The organism is Synechococcus sp. CC9902 (genome assembly GCF_000012505.1).
Classification (GTDB): Bacteria; Cyanobacteriota; Cyanobacteriia; order PCC-6307; family Cyanobiaceae; genus Parasynechococcus.
The window spans coordinates 340,303-356,450 of the sequence record NC_007513.1 but is presented as its reverse complement, the minus strand read 5'-3'; the positions used below and the strand labels follow the sequence as shown (position 1 = coordinate 356,450).

Here is a 16,148-nt window from a genome sequence, read left to right as displayed (position 1 = left end):
GGAGCCTTGATCTCAGAGCGTTGAGGGTGGCTCCAAGCGCACCGCAAACCACTGAATCGAAACTCCCGGACTGAGCTCCAAATCACAGGCTGTGTCGAGCAATCGCTGGGCAGCAGCCTCCACACTCGACAAACCAGCCAAGTCGGCTGGCAACTGATCCATCGTCTGCAACCAGCGACTCAGCCATGCCAGGGTATTTGGGACATCGAGCAGCTGTTCTGGCTTGCCCGGTTCCAACACCACGTAATCATCACAAGCACGAATCAAGGGATCAGACATGGGCCGTAACTTGCTTGCGCTTCTGATCGGGTTCTCCATCCTGCTCGGTGGATCCCCCGCATGGGCGTCGCCTTTGGAGCAAAGGCTTGAGCTTTGGCCTAACTGGACGTTGCCGGCACCTCTCAGCCGCCCCTCCAGCCGTGATGACCTGATCTATCCGCAATGGTTCCAGGGCCGATGGCAGGTGGAAAGTGTCGACCTCGACGCCCTTGACCAACCCGCCCTCAGCCACGAAGCGCGCTTCATTTCCGACAACCAAAACAGACTTGTAGGGGATCGCGCCTTCAATGCCAATGCCATCGGTCGCGCCCTACTCGGTGAACAGCTGCTGCGGGTCGAAGACGACCCCAGGTCATCCAATCGTCAGATGGCACAGCTAACAGGTGATCGAAGGTTGGAAACCACCGTGACTGGCAGGCGGCAGCTATCTCCCAATGCCGACACGTTTTTAGCCGATGAGTTAGTTCTCCAAATCCTCCACGCACCCGGGCCACCAAGATTGAGTCAGGTGGAAACCTTGAGCCGATATCAACGCTGCGGTTTAGACATCTGTGCCGAGCAGTGGCAAGGGATATTCCCCCCACCAGGAGAAAATTTGCGCGACACCATCAAGGCCAGCCACCACTACCAGCTGCGGTTCACACCTCTTCCAGCGTCCGCTCCATCAACTTGAGCTCGAGTTGATCTCGCCACTGGAAGAGGGGCTGAAGTTTGGGGTGATCACTCAAGCCAGGCACCCCTTTCCCTGCCAATGCTGCACCCGCAGAGGAGGGGAAACACAACAGCGACAGTTGAGCGGCCACAGATAAGTCGGCCATGGACATTTCATCTCCCACAAGCCAGGGACTTTGTTGAACGGATGCAGACAACTGCTCAAGGCTGGTGAGCAAATCCGCACGCTCGTTCTGATTCACCAACTCAGTAACGCTGCCGACCCAGCCACCGGGGATCGCACCCATCACCGTGCGCACCGGATCAGGGAGATCATCGGGGAGTAGTGCAACACGCAGAGATGGATCCATGGCCGCCGCCTGAACGAGGGCAGAGCGTCCAGCTGCGGCCAATGTTGTATCGGCCCAATCCTCAATCAGTTGCACCTGAGCCGCCTCACGCACGTCGCCAGGTATTAGTGCTGGACTGGGTTCTCGTTGTTCAAGGTGCCGAGCAATCGCAGACGAATCGGCCAAGACAATGTCGCCATCCACCAGGACAGGAACCTGGCGCTGGCCAGACATTCGGAAGACTGCGACCTGGCCGATCCCCGGCGTGACATCAACCGTCCGGTAGCTGAGCCCTTTGGCCTGTAGCACCATCCGAACCTTCAGGCAGAAAGCGGAATGGCGAAATTGGTGCAGTTCCATCATCACCGAAGGTCCCATAAGCCCGGCAGAGTAGCTATCAGAAACCAGAGCTCGCCAGCACCATGCGGGAGTTTTTCCTCAATGTCACCCGTTATCCGCGTTATTTGGTGACCTTCACGCTCGGGGTGATGAACTCCGTAGCTGAACCCCTCGCCCAGAGACGTAGCAATCCGGTGACGGCGGTGGCCATGATCGGAGCCCTCATCAGTGGTTTCATCAGCCTCTCGTTCGTGCTCCGTGCCATGGTGAATGGAGTACCGATGGCGTAATGGCTCAGGGGCGACGGGTAGAGCGGGTCGCAGCCCTGATCCGCAAAGAAACCAGCGAACTACTGATCAATGGCATCCGCGATGAACGGGTGCACAAGGGCATGGTGAGCATCACATCGGTTGAAGTGGCTGGGGATCTTCAACACTGCAAGATTTTTGTGAGCATTTTTGGTGAACCCAACGACCAAAATGAAGTGATGGAAGGGCTCGAAGCCGCTAGTGGTTTCCTGAGAGGTGAACTGGGGCGTCGTCTACAAATGCGTCGCGCACCCGAGGTGAAGTTTCAATTGGATCGAGGCCTAGAGAAGGGAACGTCCGTGCTTGGGCTCCTAAACCAACTCGAAGATCAACGCCAAGAACGCGGCGAAATCCCCCCGGGAAGCGATGAGCTGCAGCCCGATTGATCGACTAGCGCAAAAGATTGCCGAGCTAATCGTGGTCCGAGCCAGTGGCCACCTCTCCGATCCACAACGTCGCTACCCGCGCTGGGAACTCAACAACGCAACCCTGGAACGTCTCCTGCATCGGGGCGTCGGGGGCGTGATCCTTTTGGGGGGAAGCGCTGTGGAATTACAGCAGCGAACTGAAATGTTGCGGCGATGGAGTGCTCAACCCCTCTTGCTCTGTGCCGATGTTGAAGAGGGCGTTGGCCAACGCTTTGAAGGAGCAAGCTGGCTCGTCCCACCGTTAGCACTCGGCCGGTTGTACCAGAACGACCCTCAGCGGGCGTTGGACTTGGCCGAGCGCTACGGCCGTTGCACTGGAGACCAAGCGCGCCGGTGCGGACTGAACTGGGTACTTGGACCGGTTTGCGACGTCAACAACAACCCTGCCAACCCGGTAATCAATGTGCGGGCTTGGGGTGAAGATGCCGCCACTGCCGGAACACTTGCTGCAGCATTCCAACGCGGACTCAGCCGAACCGGTGTGCTGGGTTGTGCCAAACACTTCCCAGGCCACGGAGACACCAGCAGCGACTCCCACTTAGACCTACCTGTCCTTCCCCACAGCAAGGAGAGATTGGCCGCGGTTGAACTCCCGCCCTTTCAGGAGGTGATCGCTGCGGGGGTCGACAGTGTGATGACAGCCCACCTGTTACTCCCAGAGCTGGATCAAAACCATCCCGCAACGCTCTCAACAACTGTGCTCACCAACCTGTTGAGACACGACTTGCACTTTGACGGCTTGGTTGTAACCGACGCCCTAGTGATGGAAGCCATCACCAAGCGCTACGGCGCTGCTGAGGCCGCGGTGTTGGCCTTTGAGGCTGGAGCGGATCTGATCTTGATGCCCGCCGATGCCGATGCAGCGATCGACGGTTTATGCGATGCCTTTCGCAGCGGACGGCTGCCCATGCAGCGTTTAGAGGACTCCCTACAACGGCGGCGGCAAGCGCTGAAGCGAATCGACAAGCACCAACCACTCAACCCAGCACAGGACACCCCACTTCCATCTGAGTCGGAACGACAACTGGAACAGGAGCTCGTCGCTGCCTGTCTTCATCTCCAACCCAGCACAGGCATCAACTGCAGCCAAGGAATCAATCTGATTCGGGTGGATGGCATCGTTCCTTGCCCTGTTCTCAGTGGCACAGCGCCTGCGCTTCGCCTACCCGAGGGGCAAGGATTCAAGAGCCTGGTGATCCACAGTCAAGGCCCCTCTCCTTGGCAGCCAGACCAGGATTCCCCCCTTGCCTTGGAACGCCTCGGGCAGGGTCCGGTGCTTCTGCAACTCTTTATGCGGGGCAATCCTTTTCGCGGCACGCAAGACAGCATCGAGCCATGGTCGGCAGCAGTGCAGCAGCTCCAAAAGCTCCATCGGCTGGCTGGTCTTGTCGTCTACGGCAGCCCTTACCTATGGGAGCAGTTAAGAACCGTTCTGAAGCCCGACATACCAGCTGCTTACAGCCCAGGACAAATGCCTGAAGCACAACAACAAGTGCTGAAAAGTCTGCTGAACCGCTCACACACCGCAGCTTGTAACGCTGATTTCACCGACTAACCGCTTTAACCTCGGCCGATCCAAGGGCCCTAACTGATGCTCAGCCTTTCCATGATCGTGCGCAACGAGGAGGCACGACTGGCAACCTGCTTGGCCTCCGTGAAGGGGTTCGCCGATGAAATGGTCGTGGTGGACACCGGTTCTATTGATGGCACGGTGGCGATCGCCGAACAAGCTGGGGCCCGCGTCGAGCAGATGGAATGGCCTGGGGATTTTGCCCCTGCCCGAAACCATGCCCTGAAATTCCTCACGGGCGATTGGGTGCTGGTGCTGGATGCGGATGAACAACTTCGGCCTGAAGTGGTTCCGTCTTTAAAAGCCCTGATGGCCCAGCCCGATGTATTGGTTATCAACCTGCTTCGCTATGAGATCGGGGCGGCCATGGCTCCTTACTCCAGCGTCAGTCGGTTGTTTCGACGTCATCCCAGCATCCAGTGGAGTCGCCCTTATCACTCGATGATCGATGAGAGCGTTCAGGCGCTCATCACGTCTGAGCCTCAGTGGCGTATCGCGAATTGCAGCGAACCCGCCATCCTTCATGACGGTTACAGACCCGAACTTCTCTCTGGCTCCGACAAAGCCGATCGGCTGCGTGAAGCGATGGAGGACGACCTCAAACGACACCCTGGGGATCCCTACGCAAGCGCCAAGCTCGGGGGACTCTTGATCAGCGAAGGCCGCGCGTCTGAGGCCATCCCGCTGTTGCGACAAGGCCTTGAAGGTGCAACCGCCCAGAGCAGCGAGCGTTACGAACTGCTCTTGCATCTCGGTTTAGCGCTCAACGAATCCGACCCAGACGAAGCCGTTGCCTTCTATCGCCAAGCCCTAGATATCCCGCTTGATACCCGCATCACCCTTGGTGCTCGCCTCAACCTGGCAGCCCGATTGATGGAACAAGACCAACTCGATGAGGCGATCCAACTCACGCAAACCGCCACGCAACGGGCACCGGAAGTGGCCTTGGGTTGGTACAACCTCGGCTTAATGCTCCGCAAAAAAGGCGAGATCGCCTCGGCCCTCGAGGCCTATGGCCGTTCCCTTGCCTTGGATCCCAACAACGCCGCATGCCATCAAAACCATGCCGTGGCCAGGTTGCTCGGCGGTGATATCGAAGCCGCCCGCAACGGTTTTCGCAAAGCGATAGAACTCCTAGCGGCCCAAGGTCGCAGCGAGGAGGCCCGCCAACTGCGCGACAACGTTCAAGGAATCGTGAAACTTGATGCGGAGCTGGTGATGTGAGCCTCCCCGCCTCGAGATCGGACCAGCCATTGCAACACCGCACCGTGGTCATCACCCGCGCGGCCGAACAGCAAGGAGAAGCCAAAGAACTCCTGGAAGCCAAGGGGGCCAACGTTCTTGACTTGCCAGCACTGGTGATCGTTCCACCAGACCACTGGGGGCCTCTAGACGATGCCTTGGCAGACCTCGACAATTTTCATTGGCTGGTGTTTTCCAGTGCCAATGGTGTTTTGGCCGTTGAACAACGACTTCAACGACAGCAGCGCAACCTGTGCCGGCTGCCGAGAGGCCTAAAAATTGCAGCCGTTGGACGTAAAACAGCAAGGCTTCTCGAGGAGCTAGGAGCCCCCGCCGATTTCGTGCCTCCCAGCTTTGTTGCTGAAAGTTTGATTGATCATTTCCCTGTATCCGGCTGGGGGTTAACCATGCTTCTGCCCAGGGTTCAACAGGGCGGCAGAACGGTCTTGGCAGATGCCTTCGGCGAAGCGGGGGTGCGCGTCGTGGAGGTTGCCGCCTACGACTCTCGCTGCCCAGAACACATGGCAGAACCAGCCGCAACGGCCCTCGCCGATGGTGCTGTGGATGCGATCGCTTTCACCAGCGGTAAAACCGCAACGCATACCGCCCAGCTCATGGAGAAGCGCTTCGGAAGCGAATGGAAGCAACATTTGAACGGAGTGGCCGTGGTGTCGATCGGTCCTCAAACCAGCCGAAGCTGCCGTGAGCACTTCGGCCGAGTGGATGCTGAAGCCGACCCGCACGACCTTGAGGGATTAGTGGAGGCCTGCACTCAAGCGATACAGAGCAAGTCTTGAGCTTTTCCATTCTCAGCCAACTGAATACACCCTTTTTGACCATCAATGTTCAACACCGACCAACCCTCAGGCAAAACGAGGGGCTGATCCTGAGAACATCGCCCGCGGGGACCAACACAGATCTCACCACGACTCATCCCAAAGGAGAACAACGCACGCGTTTGCTTGCCAACAGTGAGAACACCCAACAAACGGGAACCACCAGACGAAGGTTGGTCGGCTCCAGTTGCAAGCGGTAGGGGGCTAAAAGGATCAGCACGGCCCGAAGGGACCGCAGCTTGAACTTGCTGAGCTGTCGGTAGTGGCTTTAAACCGGTCGCCCCGGGAATCAACGGCGGCAGCGGTGATGCTGCACTGCTCTGCTGGGACTGCAGAGCCAAAGGTGGGACGTTTTGTTCAGCAGAGGGGGCCATGGACGCTTGGTCTCCACAGGACGAAAGGCCAAGGGCAAGCACCAGCCATCCAAGAGAATGCATCAAGCGTGCATTAGTCGACGACTTCCACCAAATCACGGAAACGGTCAAGGTTCGCCTGAAGCTCCTTCGTCACAATCCCACCCAAGATGCTTGGCTCCATCAACGGTGCCAAGACCCTGGGCAGTTCGTAACTCACGCTCAGCTTCACAACGGTGCAGTCGGGCGTCTGGGGATAAAAGCGCACCGCACCCTTGGTGGGCAGCCCGCCGACCGATGCCCAATGGAGTTGTTGCTCTTCCACCCGCTGGGTAATCCGCGCTTTCCAGGTGAATCGAAAACCCTGGGCAGCCAAAATCCAATCGGTGAGATCCGGATCATCTTTCTGGGTTTTCACCGATTCGATCCAACGCATCCACTTCGGCATTGCCTCAAGGTCGCTCCATACCGCCCAAACCTTGTCTGCAGAAGCCTGGACCTCCGTTGTCACTGTGTTCTCTAGCCAACGTCCCATCTAGGCCACCGCTGCGTTGGTCGCCAACCTGACCGGCTGATCAAGGATGGCAGCAGCCGCCAAATGGCCGCTCATCGTGGCCCCTTCCATGGAATCGATGTAGTCCTGCTTCGTGTAGCTGCCAGCCAAAAAGAAATTTCCGATGGGCGTGCGCTGGTCGGGGCGATAGGGCTCCATCCCAGGAGCCTCTCGATAAAGCGATTGGGCCAGCTTCACAACATTGCTCCAGGTGAGCTTGAGGTTGTGGGCTGATGGGAAAAGAGCCCGCACCTGGCGATCTGTATGGGCAACAATTTCATCCACCGACTTAGGGATCCAAGGATCACCTGGTGTGAGAACACATTGCAAGAGCGACCCCTCACCCTCTTTGCGGTAATCCTCTGGGCTAGCGAGTGCGAGATCAGCAAAGCAGCTGAAATCCGCATCTGCGGTGTAAAGCAGGTTGTTTAAACCGGTGGGGTTCTTGAGATCCCGACGTTGGCTCTCATGCTCATCATTGAGTTCCGTTACCCAACCGTCGTAACGCAGCTGCACTGTGGCCACTGGTACGGCTTCAAGCTGGTGAATCGCCTCAAATTGAGGGAATTTGCGCCAAGCCTCAGGCAATAGCTTCTGGATACCCGGAACATCACACGCAGCTAAATAGATGTCGGCTTCAACAGTGGTATCACCCTCAGGTGTTCCCAACAGAAGACTCGTCACGACAGGATTTTCACCATCCGAGAACTGAACATCCTTCACTCGATGGCGCAAATGCAATTTGGCGCCACGGGCCTGGATGTAATCCAGGATTGGACCTGTGAGCCAGCGATGGGGTGACCCCTTGAGCAGATTCAGCTTCGATGCTTCGGTTTTCGAAGCAAACATCATGAAAATCGTGAGCATGCAGCGGGCCGATATCGCTTCGCAATCGATGAATCCCAGCGCGTAAGCAATCGGATTCCACATGCGACGGATGCTCTCAGGACTCCCGCCATGGCCCACAAACCAATCCTGGAAGCTGACTGAATCCAAAGCGCGGATCGTACGCATCGCGCCCTCGTAGTCCACCAGCCCACGCACGATTGGACTGGTGCCAAGCGCTAAGGCGTTGCGCAGCTTGTCGATCCAACTGAGCTGAGGTGTCGTGAAAAACGCCTTTAAGCCGTTAAACGGGGCGCCAATCGGGAAGCGAAAATCAAGTTCACGCAAGTCACCTCCCTCATTCACGAACAAGTGGGTGTGATCTTTTGGCAAAAGATTTTCGAAGGCCCCAACCTTCTTCATCAAGGCGAAGAGATTGGCGTAGTTGAAGAAGAAGACGTGGAGCCCCATTTCGATGTGGTTGCCATCGGGGTCTTCCCAGCTGCCCACCTTGCCGCCCATAAATGGGCGTGCCTCGTAGAGGTTCACCTCATGGCCCGCATCGACAAGATCTACCGCAGCGGTAAGGCCAGCGAGACCGGAACCGACAATCGCGACCCGCACCTTGAGACGTTCAACTCAGTCGACTCTATGTATGAACCTCCATAGAGTGGGGGTCGAGCACGCGGCAACGATGACCACCACACCCACCACGATGCCGGCCCATACCGCTAAGGACGGCAAGGGCATTTTGATTACAGAACCGGCGATGCAACAGCTGGCCAAGCTCTGCGGAGAGCAGGGAACCAATCAGGTGCTGCGCGTTGGGGTGCGCTCCGGTGGGTGCAGCGGCATGAGCTACACGATGGATTTCGTACCTGCCTCCGACACCTTGGACGACGACGAGAGCTACGACTACGAATCATCCGACGGCCAAGGTTTCCGTGTGATCTGTGATCCAAAGAGCTTGCTTTACATCTACGGCATGCAGTTGGACTTCAGTACCGCACTGATCGGCGGTGGCTTCAACTTCACCAATCCCAATGCCACGCAAACCTGCGGCTGTGGAAGCTCGTTCGCTGTTTGATTGCAACGACGAAGTCGCATGGGAATCTGAGTAGATCCAACACCTCTTCACCGTCGATGGAGTCCTCCGCGGACAACCTGTTCGATCAGGCCATGGCTCGCTATCAGGCGGGTGCGGCAGCATCTGAGGTGCTGCCTGACTTTCTTCAGATCACCGAAGCTTCACCAGGGCAATCAGCGGGCTGGACTTGTTTGTCGTGGTTGCAATTGCTTTGTGACCAGCCAGAGGACGCCCTGCGGTCGGCTCGGCTCGCCGTGAAATTCAATGCCCAAGACCCTCAAGCGAGGATCAATCTCAGCCTGGCGCTACTCGAAACGAAATCCAAGGGAGTGCGCGACCACATTCAGGTAGTTCAACAGGTGATCGCCTTTGCGCCGGAAGCTGCCGGCGACCTCAAAACATCCATTGACGACGGCTTACAACGGAAACCGGGATGGAAAGCGCTTGAAAAAGTCAAAGCCTGGCTCGATTTCTAAATCCAGCGCACTCGTTTTTCCAGTGATTACATCGTCTTTGGATACGAGTACTGAACTGATTTGATTGCAGTCTTGGCAGAATGGTCGGGATGTGGACGATCACCCGACTTCCTTCCGAGGCCAGCCGCCACGCAGCAAAAGAACGGGCCAATCAACGTCGCGACAAACATTTGGCCCAGGCAGCCCAACGGATCAAAATGACAAGGGAAGCCAACGGCATTCCGGATCCTTCCACCTGGATGTGGTGAATGGGACGCATTCTTTTACTCAGTAATGGCCACGGGGAAGACCTATCCGGATCGTTATTGGGGAGTGTGCTCCGAACCCTCGGCCATGAGGTCACAGCTCTGCCACTAGCCGGCCTGGGGCGCCCTTATTCCCAAGCCACGATTCCTCTGCTGGGCAGCAGCCACGAATTCAGCACAGGCGGGATCGGATACACGAGCCTGCAGGGACGTCTCACAGAACTAATCCAAGGTCAACTTCTGTATCTGCTGCGTCGTCTGCTCCGCCTCCTACGACACGCCCATCGGTTCGATCTGATCGTGGTGGTGGGCGACGTGATTCCCGTCATTGCTGCGTGGCTCACCCGTCGTCCAGTGGCGACCTATCTCGTGGCTTATTCCAGTCATTACGAGGGCCAACTTCGACTTCCATGGCCCTGTGGGCCGATGCTGTCTGGCAAAAATTTTCAAGCCATTTTCAGCCGGGATCAACTCACTGCAGACGATCTGAGCAACCAGCTGGCACGACCGGTGCAATTTCTCGGCAATCCCTTTATGGACCCGGTGTTGCCACCAACATCGTTGCTGACCAACACCCAACCGCGAATCGGTCTTCTACCTGGCAGCCGTCGCCCAGAGCTAGAGGCCAATCTGCAATTGCTTCTCAGGCTGAGTGATCAACTCCCAGACAACATTGGGATTTCGCTTGAGTTAGCCCTCGTTTCGAGCCTTGATGACACGGGTTTAGAGCGTTGTGCGAATGGTGTTGGCTGGCAACTTCGCGATGGTCTGCTTCAGCGCCAGGGATCTCCTGCCGTTCGGGTTCGTCGCGGAGCCTTTCAGGCGGTTTTACAACAGAGCGATCTTGTAATCAGCATGGCCGGCACCGCAGCCGAGCAGGCCGTTGGCCTTGCCAAGCCAGTGTTGCAACTTGCAGGCCAGGGCCCCCAGTTCACAGCATCCTTTGCTGAAGCGCAGCGGCGCCTCCTGGGGCCCACAGTGTTTTGCGCCCCTGGCGACAGCGGCAGCCAGGACAACCTTTTTGCCTCTGCACAACTAGCCCTGAAGCTGCTGAAACGAATCCATCACGACCTCGACTTCCAAAAGCAGTGCCGCACCGAAGCACAGCGCAGGTTGGGCAGCAGCGGAGGTGGTCTGAGAATGGCTTCAGCCATTGGCGGCCTTTGCCCATCAACAGCACCATGACGGCAGGAACGGAACCCACTTGGAAACGCTGGCTGGATCGGCTCTTGATGCTGAATGTGCTGGTGGTGATTCTTGGCGCAGGATTTTTTGTGGCGGCGGTGGTTGCCCAAAGCCAGGGACAGTCAGGTCCGATGGATCTTTTTCAACGGCTATGGCAGCCCTTATTCACCCCAGCGATCAGCTTGTTAATCATGGCGGCTGTTTTGAGCGGAATCGTCAGCTGGTGGCAGCGGCGAGGGCTGAAACAAGGGTCGGGTAGCGGAAACTAAATCCCAAGGAGTCCAACCTCTCAGAGGTCACCTGCTGACCTTCAAGCACAACCTTGGCACCATCTCCGAGGAGCAGCTGCAAGATGGGTCCGGGCACAGGCAAAAGACTGGGGCGATTGAGGCTTCGGCCCAACTGCTTCGAGAACGCTGCCATCGACACAGGCTCCGGCGACACCGCGTTCACCACACCAGACCAAGTCTGATCAGTGAGCGCTGTTTGAATCAGATCACAAAGATCGCTGCGATGGATCCAACTCATCCATTGCTTGCCAGTGCCAATCGGCCCACCGAAGCCAGTACGAAAAATGGGCAACATTTTTCCGAGTGCGCCACCATCCGACGCCAAAACGATGCCGATTCGAAGGCTCACCTGTCGGACGGAATCGGGTACGGCGGCAGCAGCCGTCTCCCAGCGTTGACATAACGAAGCAAGGAAATCGGCCCCTGCCGGACTGGATTCGACAAATTTTGCGGTGGGGCTGGTGCCAAAAAAGCCGATCGCCGATGCATTGATCAGAACAGACGGTGGCGACTTGGAGACCGCCAACGCATCAACGAGCAAGCGCGTTGTGTCCAAGCGGCTGTCTTCCAACACCTTGCGATGAACTGCTGTCCAACGTTTTTCGGCGATGGGCTCACCGGCAAGATTCACGACGGCATCCGAGGTGGATAGGGCCTCAACCAGCTCAGGTGTTTGCCACGAAACAGACTTAGCGGGGTCTAGCTGCAACCACTTGACTCGACCATCGGCGCGTTCTGCCTCATAGCCCCAAGCCAAGCGTCGACTTACCAACGTGAGCTGATGATCCGCCTCCAATAAGGCAGGAACCAGCTCACGGCCAACAAAGCCAGTGCAGCCAAGCAGCAACAGACGCATGGGGCGGGAATTGCACAGGTCGAAAGGCTAAGTGGGTTCCGATTCTTCCGACGGCAACACCAGCCCCAAACGATGCGCGATTGGCACCAAGGCAAATCCCTGAAGCAGCAAGCCAAACAACACCACCGCTAAGGCGAGGGGTGGCATCAACTTCCCCCAGGCAACGGGCGATGCCCAAGCCTGAATTGCCATCGCAATGGGAACCGCCCCTCGTAAACCCGTCCATGACACAAAGCGTTTTTCACTGCTTTGAAAATCTGCTCGAAGCAGTAACAGCTGCACCATCAGCCAGCGCACAAGCTGCATTGCCAGCACCAGCAGGAGTGCCCAACCGGCAGCCTCAACAACATTTTGGGGAGCGACAACCAAGCCCAGACATAAAAAAAGCATCAGCTCAGCCATCTTCGCGAAGCTGGAATGGGCTTCTTCGAGCACCTCTTGCGCGGCAGCACGGCTATTGCCCAGCACAAGGCCTGCCACATAAGCAGCCAAGAGAGGACTTCCACCCATCAACGTTGTGCCCCCTGACAACACCAACAGGAGAGCCAAGCTCACTACCGGCAGCATGGAGCCCCGAGTGAGCGATTGACTACCCATCAGCAGCTGGGAAATCATGCTGCCGCCAATAAATCCGAGCAGTCCACCCAAAAGGAATTGCCGAATCACATCCGTCACCAAATCGGCTGTGGCCAAACCCGTCCCACCGGCTAAGGCCAAGGCAACATTGGCCAAAACCACCGCCATTGGATCGTTAATGGTGGATTCCATTTCGATCAAATCGAGGACCCGCTGAGGCAATCGACCGGCCAGTGGTCGTAAAAGTGACAGGGCTGCTGAAGCATCTGTACTGCTCAACATGGCCCCAACAAACAACACCTGAGCCAGCAATCCCACCTGCCATGTCCCCTGGGCCATGAGCGCCCCCACTCCAATCAGCGTGAGCAACCCAGCCGTCAGCAACACACCGAGACTGGCGAGCCGAGCTGCTGGTCGGATCACAGATTTCATCCGCGTCCAATTGGTGGTGAGCCCTCCAAAAAAGAGCACCAGAACCAAAGCTGACTGGGTGATCCGATCCGCCCTGACGAGCGACAGCAATGGCTCACTGGTCGAGCGCAAGTCGTTGTCGACCAGCAATCCCAAGGCCAACACCAGAAGAATTCCTGGCAATTTGACGCGATCAGCCAGGTCATCCAGCAGCACTGCCGCCAAGAGCAGACCGCCAAATGCCATCAAGTAGAGGGCTACGTGATCGTGCACAGGGTTGGTGGCTTCATCCCGTTGGTTTTAGCCTGCTGATGTCTTCTGGACCTGAAATGGCCGACTCCGACACCAGCGCACCCGCGAAAGCCAAACCGGCAGCCCTACGAAAAGGTGCGCTGGTGAAAGTGAACCGGAAGGCCTATTCCGCCAGTATCGAAGCTGCTGCCAGTGATCCCACGCCACCGGACTACATCTTTGATGGTCCTGGAGAACTACTTGTCGTGAAGGGTGACTACGGCCAAGTGCGCTGGAATCGCCCCGTACCGGACGTATGGCTGCGCATGGATCAGTTGGAGGTCTACTCCTGATCGGAGCTCTCCAAGCCCCCTTCAACGGACGTCACAGCGGCGGGAACACTGATCAAAGCAGCGGGAAATCTCCAAACAGCTCCGGACAACACACCGCTCAAATCGCCGAGCGCCCGAAGCACCGGTTCCTGGTGCTGTTGACCGGCGCTATCAGCGACAGACATTGCCGCCCATGGATTCCATCCAGCGAGATTCACAACGCTGCGGTACGCCGCAGGCCAGGGGTTATCGGGGATCAGCGTCTGAAGCTGAGCAAATTGCTCTGAAGCCTCCTTCGGCCGATTCGCCAAAACAGCCAGTAAGGCCAAGCTCCAACGGGCTTGTTGATCGTTGGGGTTGATTTGTAAACGCCTGGTCGCCTCCAGAGACACCGGTTGTCGATAACTGAAATGGCCATCCAGCATGTGTTCCAGCGCAACAGCACTAAAAACAGGATCGAGACCCCCAGGCCCCTGGGCCAAGCCAAGGGCAAGCGATGGGAAACGTTCGGCAAAACTTGGCCCCTGCACAGGCTGATTGCCGCGCCGACGCCACAGGGAATAACTCCCTCCTTGGGGGCGCTGAAATTGCTTCACCTGCTCGAAGACCCCACTGCGACGGACAGCGCGATCGAGACGACGGGCGGACTTTCGCACCGAACCCTGATCGCCTTCGGCGAGAACGACCCAATCGGCTCGTTCCAACACAGGGTCGCGGTCTGCATCATTGCCCCCCAATTGGCGACCCACCACATGCCCTCCATTGCGGCGACCGTAGTAAGACACGTTGTGCTGGTTGAGATCTGGCGTACTCGGCACCACAATCAAAGTGCGCGATGGCACGGCAGCGTCAGCACCACCAGCGGCATCCACCAGCGCCTGAAGGGGTCCTCGAGGTCGATCCCCCAAGCGTTCCAGCTGGGTCGAGACACCGGCTGGACTACTCGCCAACAAGCCTGCGGCTAGTAACGGGCGTATCCAACGCAGACCCTTGTGTTGCCACCACAGGCCCCACTGCCACCAACCACGGGCCAACAACAGCACCAGCATTGGCAACAGCGGAGCGATGTAGCGGTCTCCTTTATTCGGACTCAACGTGGTGAGAATCCAAGCTGCCAAGAGATTGATCACCAACCAGCGCCAAGACCAAGTGCGATCAGTAGTGGGATCGTGTCGGTGGAGCCACCAGAGCATCAGTCCGGAGACACCAACAGCGAGGAGCACCACCCCGAGCTGCTCGGGCAATAAGCGGGGATACCAAAGCCAACTTGCCCAACTGAAAACGCCGGGATCCCCCTCCCGCGCAGCCGATTCGAACACGGCTCGATTGGTGCCTCCCAAGCTCGTAATCCAGTTGTGACGCAACCACGGTCCGAGCAGGGCCGCAACCATCAACGGCAGAAGCATGGCTTGCCGCAACCAGTGGCCCCGGCGGCGAAACACGAAATACAAGGCCCCCAGACCAGCTGGAGTGAGCACCAAAAAAGCGCTTTGCTTCACCAACAACGCCGCCACGGCGGCAAGCGTGCAACCCCAAACCTGATTCCAACGTCCTCCATCGGAGGGGTCACACCACACATCCAGCCGCCATAGCGCCAGGGTGCAAACAGCTGCGAGAGGCATCTCCAAGACGTAATCCGTTCGCAGCTCCAGCAACGCCGGAACCATTGCGGTGAGACCACAGGCCAGCCAAGCAAAACCTGGGCCATACAAACGGCGGCCCCACCCGGCAACAGCCATCAACAGCAGGCCATGCCAAAGGCTGAGACTCCACGCCGCCTGATCAGGCGCTCCGCCGCTCACGGCCATCACGCTGCCGTTCACCAAGGAGGCCAGCGGCGGAATTTTTGGAGACAGATCCAACAACGCATTCCACCCTTGCCAGACACCTCCTGGAAGCAGTCCGAGTGCACGACCATGGTCCAGGGCACTGTTGAGATAGTCAGCCTGATCCCAGGCGGGAACACCACCTTGCAAGGTCCACCACAGCCGATCTGCCAGGGTGGCAAGGAGCCAAATCAGGGCAACACCTCCCCAAAAGCGGCAACGCTGGCTCACAGAATGTCCAGTCGCCGACGTTCGTCCTGCAGCCGTTTTCGGCGCTGTTTGGCTTCCCTCAGCATCTCGCGACCATCGTGGAGGTAATTGTCCACATACCCCATCGTGTATCGCTCGAGTTCAGCCAGGGCATCCTCAACCTCCGATAAACAGTGATAAACACTCAAACCGAAACCACGCGCCGAAGCTGGAGTTGGTAGCGACTGAAATAACGTCTTGACCCGTTCCATCTTGCGAGAACTCGCTTCCAAGTAATTGCAAAAAACCTCCATCAGCTCATCGTCGTAGGGGTCCGCCGACAAGGCCTTGAACTGTGCGGGAAAGGGATTGATCACCTCTCCAAGCATGCGATCAATCGGGGCATACACCCGACGCAGCCATTCCACCAAGGCATCATCGGCCGCAACCGCACGACCGTGGGCCGATCTGGCACGACGAAGATCAGGTTGTCGGGATGCCGCGGGTGGGGAAATCCGAGTGCGATCAAACTTGCGACGACGGTCTTGATCGCCCAAAACCTCCCAGGCAGCGTTCAACGCCAACATCCTTTGATCATCGCCACCCGCATCCGGGTGGTGCTGTTTCACCAAACGTCGATAAGCGGCCTTGATTTCGGCCGCTGATGCGTGGCTGCTGACTTCGAGCACGGTGTAGGGATCATTCATCGT

The 16,148-nt window shown here is 57.7% G+C and carries 21 protein-coding genes; 12 read left to right on the top strand and 9 right to left on the bottom strand.

What is annotated here, in order from left to right; all coding sequences use genetic code 11:
• Nucleotides 1-12: 12 nt before the first annotated feature.
• Complete coding sequence (locus tag SYNCC9902_RS01680; protein WP_011359174.1) at nucleotides 13-279, bottom strand: chlororespiratory reduction protein 7; 267 nt, start codon at nucleotides 277-279, stop codon at nucleotides 13-15.
• Between SYNCC9902_RS01680 and SYNCC9902_RS01675 the strand changes: the two genes are divergently transcribed.
• On the top strand, nucleotides 278-952 hold the full coding sequence (locus tag SYNCC9902_RS01675) for a DUF6816 family protein (protein ID WP_011359173.1): 675 nt from the start codon (nucleotides 278-280) through the stop codon (nucleotides 950-952). The genes SYNCC9902_RS01680 and SYNCC9902_RS01675 overlap by 2 nt on opposite strands.
• Here SYNCC9902_RS01675 and SYNCC9902_RS01670 read toward each other — a convergent pair.
• Nucleotides 918-1,643: a glutathione S-transferase family protein gene (locus tag SYNCC9902_RS01670; RefSeq protein WP_011359172.1), complete on the bottom strand. Its 726-nt coding sequence runs from the start codon at nucleotides 1,641-1,643 to the stop codon at nucleotides 918-920. The two genes, SYNCC9902_RS01675 and SYNCC9902_RS01670, sit on opposite strands and share 35 nt — an antisense overlap.
• A gap of 59 nt (nucleotides 1,644-1,702) precedes the next feature.
• On the opposite strand from SYNCC9902_RS01670, the gene SYNCC9902_RS01665 reads away from it, so the two are divergent.
• The 5 genes from SYNCC9902_RS01665 to SYNCC9902_RS01645 are packed head-to-tail and all read left to right on the top strand — an operon-like array spanning nucleotide 1,703 to nucleotide 5,964.
• Entirely contained in the window at nucleotides 1,703-1,909 is a 207-nt protein-coding gene (locus tag SYNCC9902_RS01665) for a DUF751 family protein (RefSeq protein WP_011359171.1), read from the top strand.
• Nucleotides 1,909-2,313: a 30S ribosome-binding factor RbfA gene (gene rbfA / locus SYNCC9902_RS01660; RefSeq protein WP_011359170.1), complete on the top strand. Its 405-nt coding sequence runs from the start codon at nucleotides 1,909-1,911 to the stop codon at nucleotides 2,311-2,313. Before SYNCC9902_RS01665 ends, rbfA begins: the two co-directional genes overlap by 1 nt.
• Nucleotides 2,294-3,910, top strand: a complete 1,617-nt coding sequence (locus SYNCC9902_RS01655; protein WP_011359169.1) for a glycoside hydrolase family 3 N-terminal domain-containing protein — start codon at nucleotides 2,294-2,296, stop codon at nucleotides 3,908-3,910. Before rbfA ends, SYNCC9902_RS01655 begins: the two co-directional genes overlap by 20 nt.
• Nucleotides 3,911-3,946: 36 nt before the next feature.
• Nucleotides 3,947-5,149, top strand: a complete 1,203-nt coding sequence (locus tag SYNCC9902_RS01650; protein WP_011359168.1) for a glycosyltransferase — start codon at nucleotides 3,947-3,949, stop codon at nucleotides 5,147-5,149.
• Nucleotides 5,146-5,964 carry a uroporphyrinogen-III synthase gene (locus tag SYNCC9902_RS01645; protein WP_011359167.1) on the top strand — a complete coding sequence of 273 codons (819 nt, stop codon included), beginning with the start codon at nucleotides 5,146-5,148 and terminating at the stop codon, nucleotides 5,962-5,964. The genes SYNCC9902_RS01650 and SYNCC9902_RS01645 overlap by 4 nt, the downstream gene beginning before the upstream one ends.
• Here the strand turns inward: SYNCC9902_RS01645 and SYNCC9902_RS01640 are convergent.
• The 3 genes from SYNCC9902_RS01640 to zds are packed head-to-tail and all read right to left on the bottom strand — an operon-like array spanning nucleotide 5,940 to nucleotide 8,358.
• A complete protein-coding gene (locus tag SYNCC9902_RS01640; protein WP_011359166.1) occupies nucleotides 5,940-6,440 on the bottom strand; it encodes a hypothetical protein in 501 nt (166 codons plus the stop codon). The two genes, SYNCC9902_RS01645 and SYNCC9902_RS01640, sit on opposite strands and share 25 nt — an antisense overlap.
• A 10-nt stretch (nucleotides 6,441-6,450) precedes the next feature.
• Complete coding sequence (locus SYNCC9902_RS01635) at nucleotides 6,451-6,891, bottom strand: SRPBCC family protein (RefSeq protein WP_011359165.1); 441 nt, start codon at nucleotides 6,889-6,891, stop codon at nucleotides 6,451-6,453.
• Nucleotides 6,892-8,358, bottom strand: a complete 1,467-nt coding sequence (zds, locus tag SYNCC9902_RS01630) for a 9,9'-di-cis-zeta-carotene desaturase (RefSeq protein ID WP_011359164.1) — start codon at nucleotides 8,356-8,358, stop codon at nucleotides 6,892-6,894.
• Nucleotides 8,359-8,428: 70 nt separating this feature from the next.
• Here zds and SYNCC9902_RS01625 point away from each other — a divergent pair, with 70 nt between their 5' ends.
• The 5 genes from SYNCC9902_RS01625 to SYNCC9902_RS01610 all read left to right on the top strand — a co-directional run bounded on the left by SYNCC9902_RS01625 (nucleotide 8,429) and on the right by SYNCC9902_RS01610 (nucleotide 10,996).
• The gene (locus tag SYNCC9902_RS01625; protein ID WP_009788219.1) at nucleotides 8,429-8,821 is read left to right on the top strand and encodes a HesB/IscA family protein; all 393 of its coding nucleotides are present in this window, start codon (nucleotides 8,429-8,431) and stop codon (nucleotides 8,819-8,821) included.
• A 56-nt stretch (nucleotides 8,822-8,877) separates the two neighbouring features.
• The gene (locus SYNCC9902_RS01620; RefSeq protein ID WP_011359162.1) at nucleotides 8,878-9,297 is read left to right on the top strand and encodes a hypothetical protein; all 420 of its coding nucleotides are present in this window, start codon (nucleotides 8,878-8,880) and stop codon (nucleotides 9,295-9,297) included.
• An 89-nt stretch (nucleotides 9,298-9,386) separates the two neighbouring features.
• Entirely contained in the window at nucleotides 9,387-9,545 is a 159-nt protein-coding gene (locus SYNCC9902_RS12645) for a hypothetical protein (RefSeq protein WP_198001784.1), read from the top strand.
• Complete coding sequence (locus SYNCC9902_RS01615) at nucleotides 9,546-10,727, top strand: lipid-A-disaccharide synthase-related protein (RefSeq protein WP_011359161.1); 1,182 nt, start codon at nucleotides 9,546-9,548, stop codon at nucleotides 10,725-10,727. It abuts the gene before it with no gap.
• Nucleotides 10,724-10,996 carry a hypothetical protein gene (locus SYNCC9902_RS01610; protein WP_011359160.1) on the top strand — a complete coding sequence of 91 codons (273 nt, stop codon included), beginning with the start codon at nucleotides 10,724-10,726 and terminating at the stop codon, nucleotides 10,994-10,996. Before SYNCC9902_RS01615 ends, SYNCC9902_RS01610 begins: the two co-directional genes overlap by 4 nt.
• Here the strand turns inward: SYNCC9902_RS01610 and SYNCC9902_RS01605 are convergent.
• Both SYNCC9902_RS01605 and SYNCC9902_RS01600 read right to left on the bottom strand, forming a co-directional pair.
• Complete coding sequence (locus tag SYNCC9902_RS01605; protein ID WP_011359159.1) at nucleotides 10,944-11,873, bottom strand: TIGR01777 family oxidoreductase; 930 nt, start codon at nucleotides 11,871-11,873, stop codon at nucleotides 10,944-10,946. The genes SYNCC9902_RS01610 and SYNCC9902_RS01605 overlap by 53 nt on opposite strands.
• Nucleotides 11,874-11,900: 27 nt before the next feature.
• Complete coding sequence (locus SYNCC9902_RS01600; protein ID WP_011359158.1) at nucleotides 11,901-13,106, bottom strand: cation:proton antiporter; 1,206 nt, start codon at nucleotides 13,104-13,106, stop codon at nucleotides 11,901-11,903.
• Between the two features lie 83 nt (nucleotides 13,107-13,189).
• On the opposite strand from SYNCC9902_RS01600, the gene SYNCC9902_RS01595 reads away from it, so the two are divergent.
• Nucleotides 13,190-13,444: an NAD(P)H-quinone oxidoreductase subunit O gene (locus SYNCC9902_RS01595; RefSeq protein WP_011359157.1), complete on the top strand. Its 255-nt coding sequence runs from the start codon at nucleotides 13,190-13,192 to the stop codon at nucleotides 13,442-13,444.
• Here the strand turns inward: SYNCC9902_RS01595 and SYNCC9902_RS01590 are convergent.
• Both SYNCC9902_RS01590 and SYNCC9902_RS01585 read right to left on the bottom strand, forming a co-directional pair.
• Nucleotides 13,435-15,480, bottom strand: a complete 2,046-nt coding sequence (locus SYNCC9902_RS01590) for a glycosyltransferase family 39 protein (protein ID WP_011359156.1) — start codon at nucleotides 15,478-15,480, stop codon at nucleotides 13,435-13,437. The genes SYNCC9902_RS01595 and SYNCC9902_RS01590 overlap by 10 nt on opposite strands.
• Nucleotides 15,477-16,145, bottom strand: a complete 669-nt coding sequence (locus tag SYNCC9902_RS01585; RefSeq protein WP_011359155.1) for a J domain-containing protein — start codon at nucleotides 16,143-16,145, stop codon at nucleotides 15,477-15,479. The genes SYNCC9902_RS01590 and SYNCC9902_RS01585 overlap by 4 nt, the downstream gene beginning before the upstream one ends.
• Between the last annotated feature and the right edge of the window lie 3 nt (nucleotides 16,146-16,148).

Bases quoted from the DNA above. Each gene is read 5' to 3' on its own strand.
- SYNCC9902_RS01595 (WP_011359157.1), top strand. From the start codon at position 13,190: ATGGCCGACTCCGACACCAGCGCACCCGCGAAAGCCAAACCGGCAGCC.
- SYNCC9902_RS12645 (WP_198001784.1), top strand. From the start codon at position 9,387: ATGTGGACGATCACCCGACTTCCTTCCGAGGCCAGCCGCCACGCAGCA.
- SYNCC9902_RS01655 (WP_011359169.1), top strand. From the start codon at position 2,294: ATGAGCTGCAGCCCGATTGATCGACTAGCGCAAAAGATTGCCGAGCTA.
- SYNCC9902_RS01640 (WP_011359166.1), bottom strand. From the start codon at position 6,440: ATGCATTCTCTTGGATGGCTGGTGCTTGCCCTTGGCCTTTCGTCCTGT.
- rbfA (WP_011359170.1), top strand. From the start codon at position 1,909: ATGGCTCAGGGGCGACGGGTAGAGCGGGTCGCAGCCCTGATCCGCAAA.
- SYNCC9902_RS01675 (WP_011359173.1), top strand. From the start codon at position 278: ATGGGCCGTAACTTGCTTGCGCTTCTGATCGGGTTCTCCATCCTGCTC.
- SYNCC9902_RS01635 (WP_011359165.1), bottom strand. From the start codon at position 6,891: ATGGGACGTTGGCTAGAGAACACAGTGACAACGGAGGTCCAGGCTTCT.
- SYNCC9902_RS01600 (WP_011359158.1), bottom strand. From the start codon at position 13,106: ATGGCATTTGGCGGTCTGCTCTTGGCGGCAGTGCTGCTGGATGACCTG.
- SYNCC9902_RS01585 (WP_011359155.1), bottom strand. From the start codon at position 16,145: ATGAATGATCCCTACACCGTGCTCGAAGTCAGCAGCCACGCATCAGCG.
- SYNCC9902_RS01620 (WP_011359162.1), top strand. From the start codon at position 8,878: ATGGAGTCCTCCGCGGACAACCTGTTCGATCAGGCCATGGCTCGCTAT.
- SYNCC9902_RS01665 (WP_011359171.1), top strand. From the start codon at position 1,703: ATGCGGGAGTTTTTCCTCAATGTCACCCGTTATCCGCGTTATTTGGTG.
- SYNCC9902_RS01625 (WP_009788219.1), top strand. From the start codon at position 8,429: ATGACCACCACACCCACCACGATGCCGGCCCATACCGCTAAGGACGGC.
- SYNCC9902_RS01670 (WP_011359172.1), bottom strand. From the start codon at position 1,643: ATGATGGAACTGCACCAATTTCGCCATTCCGCTTTCTGCCTGAAGGTT.
- SYNCC9902_RS01615 (WP_011359161.1), top strand. From the start codon at position 9,546: ATGGGACGCATTCTTTTACTCAGTAATGGCCACGGGGAAGACCTATCC.
- SYNCC9902_RS01650 (WP_011359168.1), top strand. From the start codon at position 3,947: ATGCTCAGCCTTTCCATGATCGTGCGCAACGAGGAGGCACGACTGGCA.
- SYNCC9902_RS01610 (WP_011359160.1), top strand. From the start codon at position 10,724: ATGACGGCAGGAACGGAACCCACTTGGAAACGCTGGCTGGATCGGCTC.
- SYNCC9902_RS01680 (WP_011359174.1), bottom strand. From the start codon at position 279: ATGTCTGATCCCTTGATTCGTGCTTGTGATGATTACGTGGTGTTGGAA.
- SYNCC9902_RS01605 (WP_011359159.1), bottom strand. From the start codon at position 11,873: ATGCGTCTGTTGCTGCTTGGCTGCACTGGCTTTGTTGGCCGTGAGCTG.